3 protein-coding genes are annotated in these 9,357 nt (G+C 33.8%); all 3 read right to left on the reverse strand.

Annotated features, from left to right (window positions below):
• Positions 1-168 precede the first annotated feature (168 nt).
• A complete protein-coding gene (locus tag ACHZDT_RS16365; RefSeq protein ID WP_394775695.1) occupies positions 169-4,014 on the reverse strand; it encodes a T9SS sorting signal type C domain-containing protein in 3,846 nt (1,281 codons plus the stop codon).
• Between the two features lie 172 nt (positions 4,015-4,186).
• Positions 4,187-9,091 (reverse strand): T9SS sorting signal type C domain-containing protein, encoded by a 4,905-nt coding sequence (locus ACHZDT_RS16370; RefSeq protein ID WP_394775696.1) that lies wholly within the window; start codon positions 9,089-9,091, stop codon positions 4,187-4,189.
• A gap of 55 nt (positions 9,092-9,146) precedes the next feature.
• Positions 9,147-9,357: hypothetical protein (locus tag ACHZDT_RS16375; protein WP_394775697.1), on the reverse strand; the 211-nt coding region annotated here is incomplete at its 5' end.

A 9,357-nucleotide genomic window follows, 5' to 3' on the forward strand; every position in this document is an offset into this window, starting at 1 on the left:
CTAAAAACTCCAGCGGAGTGATATATAGCACTATTTTTTTTACCAATATATAATCTCTACGAGATACATTTAATAAAAAATAAAGTTATACTCTAGGAGTTTAATATTGGTAAAAAACAAACAAGTTTAAAAATGTCCGTTATGGACTAAACTATTATTGTGTAATTTCTAAAATAAAATTTTTCTCTTCGCCTTAAAATCATTTTCTAAAGTTACATTCACTAATAAAACCTGATTATTCACTGGCAAGTTTTGAATTTGTAATTCGGTAGTATTTAGTTTCTTTTTATTGTAAAGCAGTTTTCCTGTGATGTCAAAAACAGTAACTTCTTTTATGTTTTCTTTTGATGATTTTATGTTGATTACTTTATTTTTAACAGAAACTAAAATTCCGTTTTCGAGATTTTCAAAATCTTTTGTTTCTAATGTTTTATCAGTATATTTTATAATGAATCTATCTTCAAAAGTTCCTGCAATTGTGGTAAACGTATAATTATTATTTTGCAAATTATGACTAATTCCGGTTGTTTTATCTTCAATATAAATTGGTTGATTACTCATATTACCATCAATGTTATCAATTGATATTATAAATTCTCCCGCAATTTTAGTCTGATATCCTAACGGAACTACATCTGTATTTATAAATGGTAAAGCACGTCCCTGAATTACGAGATTTTTATGATCGGTAATGCTATAAAAATCTACATATTGATTTCCATTAAAGGATTGGGCATCATAGTTTTCATCGTATAAATTTGTTGCTCCTTGGATATATCCAAATAAAATTTGTTTGAAAGCACCTTGTTTGTTTTCAAAGTTCAACCAGATACGATGTTTTTCAATTTGATTTATATTCTTCGATTTGGCATTTTTTGAGGGTTTGAAAAAACTTGAATTTTTGTTTTTTATTCGCATACTATTATTAAATTCGGCATTGCCGGAATTTTTACTTTCCACAAAAAAAGCTTGTCCGGAAGCAATTGTTCCATCAGGAATAGTTTCATTAATTCCCGCAGAAACCGAACTTCTGGTTCCTACACCGCCCAATAAATTATAAACTGCATAGTCATTTGACGAATATTCACTAAAATTATATGGCGTATTATGTGTCCAGAAATAGAGCGCGCCTTTTAAGTTCAATTTATTCCCCAACAAAAATAAATCAGCACTTATAGCTGATGGATATGGATTGCCAATTAAATTAGAAGTATCCATTCCTACATCTATATCAATTTTTCCGTTATTGGGAATTCCTTTAAATGTTGCTTCAAATTGTGAAGGAACGGTTGTAGAAAAATCTTGTGGTCCACGAATAATATAACCTTTTCCTGGCGTCATCTTATTCGAAGAATTTTCATCTTTCCAATTTCCCGATTGATAATCGAACGAAAAATATTTATCCCACAATGTATCTGGAGAAACATCTATCAATTTTTGATCCTGAACCGGAGACGACCAATATGTAAAATCGAATTTTAAAATAGGCGAAGATTTTCTTTTTACATGTACAATGCCGGTGTTTACCATTTCATCATCTGACTGATATAAACTGGCTGAATCTTCTAAAATTAATGTTCCCAATCCTGAATAATCAAATTCTAATGCTAAAGTATTGGCACTTGAAAGTGTTACGATTTTCCCGTTTTCAATTGTACAACTACAAACATTTGCTGAAATTAAATTGGGATAATCGGCTTTGAAAGTCAATTCTTTTCCGCCTGACGGAAAACCGTTTGACCAGGAAATACCATTCCAAATTGTAGAATCCAGACAAAGTTTAAGGCGTGCAATTCTATGTTTTGAAAGTCCTGAAACTGAATTAAAATCTCCACCAATCATTAATCTGTGATCTGATGTAAAACTCATTGTATTCAGTTTTCCATTTAAATCTGCCTGAAAAGCAACATCATAATCTCCTGACTTTTGCAAACGAATCAATCGTAAGGATGAATGGGTTTTATAGGTTCCTGAAAAAGTTCCACCGACTAAAATTCGATCATCGGGCTGAATTAAAAGACTTAAAACATCGCCATTACTAAATCCTGAACCGGCATCAAAAGTGGTATCTAAAGTTCCGTTAGGATTTAATCTTAAAATACGTTTTTGAGAAATTCCGTTGTAACTTAAAAATGTTCCGCCAATGATTATTTTATTATCAGATTGTAATGCTATTGTGTAAATAAATTTGTCAAAACCAGTTCCAATATTAAAACCTGAATCAATACTTCCGTCATAATTTAAACGGACTAAACGAGAAAACGATTGTCCATTAAAAATATTAAATCTTCCGCCTACAAGAATTTTTCCGTCTGACTGAACCACGATTGTTTCGATTATTGCATCAGCGCCAAGACCTGTATTAAAACCGGGATCACGTGTGCCGTTTTCTAACAATCTCACTATTCTTCCGGCTGGTAAATCATTATAAGTTGTAAAATTTCCCGCAACAATTACTTTTTCATCCTGCATTGATATTGCATAAACCTGAGTTTTAAATCCTGTACCTATATTGAATGTGTTATCAATTGCGCCATCAGAAGAAATTCTGACAATGCGATTAGAAATGATATCATTATATTTTGTAAAATTTCCTCCTAAAATTATCTTTCCGTCTGATTGTAAAACTGCGGTTTTTACAAGATTATTAAATCCGGGTTGTCCTGAATTAAAAGTTTCATCGGATAAACCATTTTCTAAAAGCCGCACTATTCTTGGTGCAAAAAGAGTATTGAATTTTGTGAAATTGCCCAATACTATCGTTTTTTTATCTTCTAATGATACAATTTTGTGAACTACATTATCAAAACCAACTCCGGCGGCTAAATATGATGTGTCGTGTTCGCCTTGCGCATCAACTTTGGCTAATTTACCTTGATTTTGTCCATCAAAAACTAAAAATGAACCTGCGATGTACCAAGATCCATCAGGAGCATTTGCAAAAGCAAAAACAGATGCCGACGCAGGTCCTGAACCTATATCAAAATTTGGTTTTAGGGTTCCGTTTGAATTTAAAAGAAACATTCGGTTAACTTCACTTCCATTATAAAAGCCTTTGAATGATCCTCCAACCATAATATTCCCGAAAGGATCTGTTTTAATAACCTGAACAGCATCGATGTTTAAACCTGATCCTGATAAAAAGTTTTGGTCAATTGTCGCATCTTCATTAAGCCTGATAATTCTATTGGCAATGATTCCGTTATAATCTGTAAATTTTCCGCCTAATATAATTTTTCCATCGGGTTGTAAAATCATGGTATTTACATCTTCATTAAAACCTGAACCACTATTAAAACTGGTATCAATGTTCCCATTTGGAAATAAACGAGCGATTTTATTTGCCACAAATCCATTAAATGAAATAAAATTTCCTGAGATTAAAATTTTATTATCTAATAAAATCCCAACATCTGTAATGTTCAAAGCGGCACCAGAACCCGTATTAAAAGAAGTATCTAAAGCTCCGTTTGGCAGAATTCTGGCAATTCTGTTTACTGTAACATTATTGTATTTAGTAAAACTTCCCACGATTATAATTTTGCCATCAGGCTGAGGACAAACTTTGTAGATAATTCCGTTAGTTGCTCCTATCGAAGTATTGAATGTTGTATCCTGAGATCCATCTTGGTTTAACCGAATAAGTCTTCCGGAATTATTCCCGTTATAAGAAGTGAAACTTCCTGCAACGATTATTTTTCCATCTCTTTGAATATACGAAGTGTAAACTTTACCATTTAAACCTGTTCCCACATTAAAACCATCGTCGATTGTTCCGTCAGGTTTTAACCGAGTCAAATAAGAAGTTGGGATTCCGTTAAGATTTAGGTATTCACCGCCAACGATGAGTTTATCATCTGGTTGTAAGGATAAAGTCCGAACTGTTTTGTCGAAACCATCACCGTTTAATCCGTTATCAATGGTATTAAAAGTGATATCTAATTTCCCTTGTTGTGCCTGAATTTCGGTAAATAAAGAAAGTAATATAAATGCGAGAATGTATTTTCTAATCAAAATTAAGAAGATTGAATTACAACTATTAATTTTAATTGTAAGAATTAACTGCAATTATAGTGTTTTTCTTTCAACTTCGCAAATACCTTGTTTGTTCATAGTTTTAAATCTTGTCCAAAAAAAAATCCATTCCGCATAACGGAATGGATTTTATAATAAGCAGTTTGATCTTTTACTTAAATATTATTTTTTTAGTTGTAGCTGAATCATTTTCAAGAATAACTTTTACTAATAAAACCTGATTGCTAAATGGTAAATTTTGTAATTGCAATTCGGTTGTTCCAACTTTATTTTTGTCATAAAGAAGTTTTCCTGTTATATCAAAAATAGTAACTTGTTTGATACTTTCTTTTGTAGAAGTTACTTTGATAACTTTGTCTTTAACCGAAACTAAAAGATTATTATCTGGATTTTCTACATCTCCAATTCCTAATGTTTTGTTTGTATAACGCAATACGAAACGATCTGTAAAAGTTCCTATCGCGGTTTTAAAAGTATAATTACCAGCTGTTAAATCGTGTATTTTCCCAGTTGTTTTATCTTCAAGGTAAATATTTTGATTGCTTAAACTTCCATCAGTTCCATCTATTGCAATAGTAAAATCACCTTCAATTGCTGTACGATAACCTAAAGGAATAATATCAGCATCTGAAAATGGTAATGCACGTCCCTGAATTACATAATTATTGTCGTTACTTACGCTATAAAAATCAATGTACTCATTACCATCAAAAGTTAAACCATCATAATTATTATCAAAATCATTTGTGGCTCCATCAACATAACCAATAAGCAGTTGTTTAAATGCTCCGCCTTCATTGGTTATATTTAACCATACGCGATTTGCCTCTGTTCCTTTTGATGTTGTTCCCGGTTTAAAGAATTGTGTATTATCTACCGCTCCGGAACGCATTGAATTATTAAAAGTCACGGTTCCTCCTGATGCGCCCGTACTAGCAAAAAATGATTGACCAGCAGCTATTTTACCAGATGGTAATGCAGGATTATTTCCTGGTATGCTACCCGTTGGTGCTGCATAAGTTCCTATTCCTCCGGTAAGATTATAAGCAGCATAATCAGCTGAATTGTATATGTAGCCAGGTGCAAAAACTACTGCCGTATTATGGGTCCAGAAATAAAGAGTTCCATTTAGGAATGTGTTTGCCGCTAAAAATTTCGCAGCATCTAAAGCTGATGGATAAGGATTCCCTATTAAGTAAGACTTATTTGCCAGCAATGTTTCTCCGGAAAGATCTCCGTTGTTTGGAACTCCACTAAATGAAGCTTCATAATCTGCTTTTACTGTTCTTGAATAGCTTTGCGGACCACGAATAATATATCCTTTACCAACTGTCATTATTGTGCTTGAATTTGTTCCAACCCAATTATCTCCATCAAATCCAAAATACTTATCGAATAAAGTTAAAGGAGAAACGCCCAGTAATGTTTGAGGACTTACCGGTGTTGACCAGTACGTAAAATCGGCTACTCGAATTTGTGCCGTTATACGTTTGTATGTAATACTACCTGTATTAATGGTAGGACTGTTATTTAACTGAAGCAAACTTGAGTGATTTTCAAATACTAAAGATCCTATAGGATCTACAGTTATTTCGTTTGTAACGGTTAAAGTGTTATCGCTAAAAACTGATAGTGAAGCATTAGCATTTATCGTAAGTGCTTGCGCAACACCATTTATTCCAGTTCCTGATATAATAGGTTGTTTGGTAACATTTGGAATTACTACACATTCAGAAGCTGTTGGAATTCCGCTTGGACTCCAGTTTCCGGCTAAATTCCATTTTGTATCTACTGCGCCAGTCCATGTTTTAACTGTTGCAGCATTAATATTTACTACTGTTATTGGTGATGTACATCCAGAACTATTTTTAGCCGTAACATTGTAAGGTCCTGCTGCAAGTCCTGCAAATATTCCTGTAGTATTTGTATAAGTTGATCCGTTAATACTATAAGTTGTTCCGGTTCCTGTTGGCGCTGTAATTGTAATGGTTCCTGTATTTACAGAACAAGTTGGCTGAACTGTTGTTATAGCAGGAGCTGTTGGTAAATCATTTACTGTTACTGTAAAAGTAGTTCCAAAACTAGAACAGTTACTCGCATTTTTAAAGCTAATAGTTCCTGTATAAGTTCCTGCTGCAGTATTTGCAGGTACTGAGATAGAAATTGGGTTAGTAATAGCAAGATCTGTAACATTAACAAAAGAATTTGTTGGAGTATTGCTCCATACAATACTATATCTGTTTGGAGTTCCTGTAGCAGCGCTATAAGTTAGTGGTGTCGCCTGAATTGTTGATTTTTTACATACATCAGTCGCAGAAGCTGCAACAGTTGCAGAAACAGTTGCTGTTACCGTTGTTGAAATACAAGTTGTTGCATTACAACCATTTTTATATCGAACATAATATGTTGTATTTGCTGTAGGTGTCAAAGTTACACTATCTCCTTCTCCAACTAATGTTCCTCCGCAAGAATCTGAAAACCATTGTGCATAACCACCGTTTCCTCCTTTATTTCCTCCACTAACTGTTAGAGTAGTTGGATTGCCGGCACAGATAGAAACCGGTGCCGTTATTGTAGTTGGTGCCACAGGTATTTGATTTACTGGAACAATAACGATTGTTTCACTAGTGTACATGCCAGAAGTTACAGTTCTTTTATACCATGTAGTAGTAGTAAGTAAACCCGGAGTATAATCTTTGGCATTATTAACTCCCGGCGCAGCTGTATAACCAGATATTGCATCTGATGTACTTACTGACCATGAAAAACTATATGTACCATTTCCACCTGTAGGATTTGATCCGGTAATTAAACCAGGACTCGTATTATTACAAATTGGTTCTGTATAAGTAGCCTGAATACTCAGCTTTTTAACTGTACTATAACAAGGATCTCCAAAAACAGCATTTGTTGCGGGAATAGTTGCACTTGTGTTTCCAAGAAAAGTCGTTGCTACTGTTCGGCTATTAAAGGCATCACATGTTCCTAAAGTAAAAGGTGCTGGTAAACCTGAAGGTAATCCGTAACTCGCAAAATCGACATTTATAAAAACAGTCCCATTAGGAGCACTAAAAAGAGGACTAGCGTTTTCAGCATACGAATTTGCTACTTTGCCATAAACACCATTTGAATAAGAAGCAAAATTTTTATCTATTGCCGGATAAGCAGGTGTACCATTTATCGTGATTCTTCCTGAACCCGTAAAATAAGTATCATTAGTATTTGCAGCACCAGAACCTGAAGCTCCCCAAGTACTTGTTAAAGGACCTGAGCCATTAAGCGTTAAAGTTCCCGCTGTATGTGTTGTTATTGCATTTAAATTTATAATTGCTCCTGAATTAACAATTAAATTATTTGTTATTATTGTATTTCCTGTAAATGTTTTAGTACCTCCAGAAAGTGTTACGTTGCTGTAAGTAACTCCTGCAACACTTTGAGTTCCTCCTATAAAACTAATAGTACTTGCTGCACCTGCAGTAAAAGTTCCACTATTTACAAAGTTTCCGCTAATATTTAATAAACTGGTTGCACTATTTGCTAATGTTAAAGTAGCGGAAGCATTTATAGTTAAATTATTGACAACTGCCGTTGTACCCGTAGTGATAGTAGGCATGTTGGGAGTTCCTGCTGGTATAATTACATTAGTTGAATTTGTAGGAACTACATTTCCACACCAGTTTGAAGCTGTATTCCAATCTGTACTTGCAGCACCAGTCCAGTATCCTGCAGTACACGCTGCAGTAGTTGCATTAAGAATTCCTGAAGCAGTAGTACCAAAATAAGCTGCACTTTTATTAGTTGCTGATGAAACTGTACTTCCCCAAGATCCAGCATTCTGACCATTTCCATTAACGGTTAACGTCTTAGCACTATGTGTAAACGTATTTAAATTAGCTATTGCTCCCGATGCTAATGAAAAATCATTAGTAATAATTGTTGCCTTGCTCAATGTAACTCCGACTGTATTTGCAATTGAAAGATTGTTAACAGTAACTGGTAATGATGTTCCTGTAACCTGAGCAGATGTACCATTAAAAGTATAATTAGCCGCAGAACTGAAAGTCGACGTTAAATTTGTTGATGAAACAGATCCATTCAGTCCATTAGTGTTAGCCGTAATTAAATTAGCTCCTGAATTGATGCTTAAAGTAGCAAAACCTCCAGTTCCTCCAGACTGGGAAATTTGAAAAGATCCAAAATCAATGGTACCATTTACATTAAGATCCCCAACATAACCAGCAGCTGAACTTTGGCTTAAGCTAAAATTTGACGCTAATTTTAATGTACTTCCTACATTAACAATATACTTTGCCCAAACAGCAGAACCAGCCGTTGGTATGTTTAAAGTCTGAATTCCTGTACCATTAAATGTTATAATTCCGTTAACAGCACTTCCACCAGTTGTAATAGAATTTGCTCCTGCTGTATCCGTTAAATTTCCAGCTAAATTAATAGTGCTGGTACCTGATGCTCCTGCATTAAAATCAAGAACGCCACCTGTTTGGGTATAATCACCTAAAATTGTAAATACAAAACTAGAACCATTATTTAAAACAAAAGTACCCGCTGTTAACGTGAAATCATTATTAACTGTAATATTTCCCGATACTGTTTTATTCCCGCTACCTGAAATAATAAGATTGCCATAAGAAGCTGTAATGACTGGCTGATTACCATTCTCTGCAAAATTAACTGTACTAGTATTTGCTAAAGTTCCAAATGTAACGGCAGTATTAGCAGTAGTTGTCAATGTAAGGGTTGCGTTAGCAGAAATATCCATTTTGGCATTCAAAAGATAATTACTTCCAACTGTAAAATTACAAGTAGTTCCATCTCCTAAAATGATTTTTGAATTGGTTCCTGATACCGTCCAATTTGCATTAATTGTAGCTGTAGTACGATTTTGAATATAGAAAACATTATTAGCTGTTGTAAAATTTCCCGGTGCAGTACCACTACCATCAGTACTTATTCCCCATGAACCTAGCAAATTAAGATTTCCAGTGGATTTAGAATAGTAATTTGTCGCATTAGAATATGTTACAACAAAAAACATCGTCGCACAAAGTAATTTTAAACTTGGGATAAAAGACCTTTCTGAAGAAGAAGAATTAAATTTTAGAAATAAAGAACGAACGAACAAAAGTAATTTTTGAATCATACAGGTATTTGGTTTTATATTTATTTTTGGAATTTATTCTTAAAAGCAAAGTGCTGTTTTTCAATAAATAATTATTTTTTCCATCACCATCGTTTTGCATTTTAATTTCTAAAATATTTTCTGCTCTTTGAAAGCTTTTATTTACAAAATAAATTTTCAAA

Origin of the sequence: Flavobacterium sp. (genome assembly GCF_043722275.1) — a bacterium.
Lineage (GTDB): Bacteria > Bacteroidota > Bacteroidia > Flavobacteriales > Flavobacteriaceae > Flavobacterium.

Coding starts and splice junctions, on each gene's coding strand:
- ACHZDT_RS16370 (WP_394775696.1), bottom strand. CDS start 9,091: ATGTTTTTTGTTGTAACATATTCTAATGCGACAAATTACTATTCTAAA.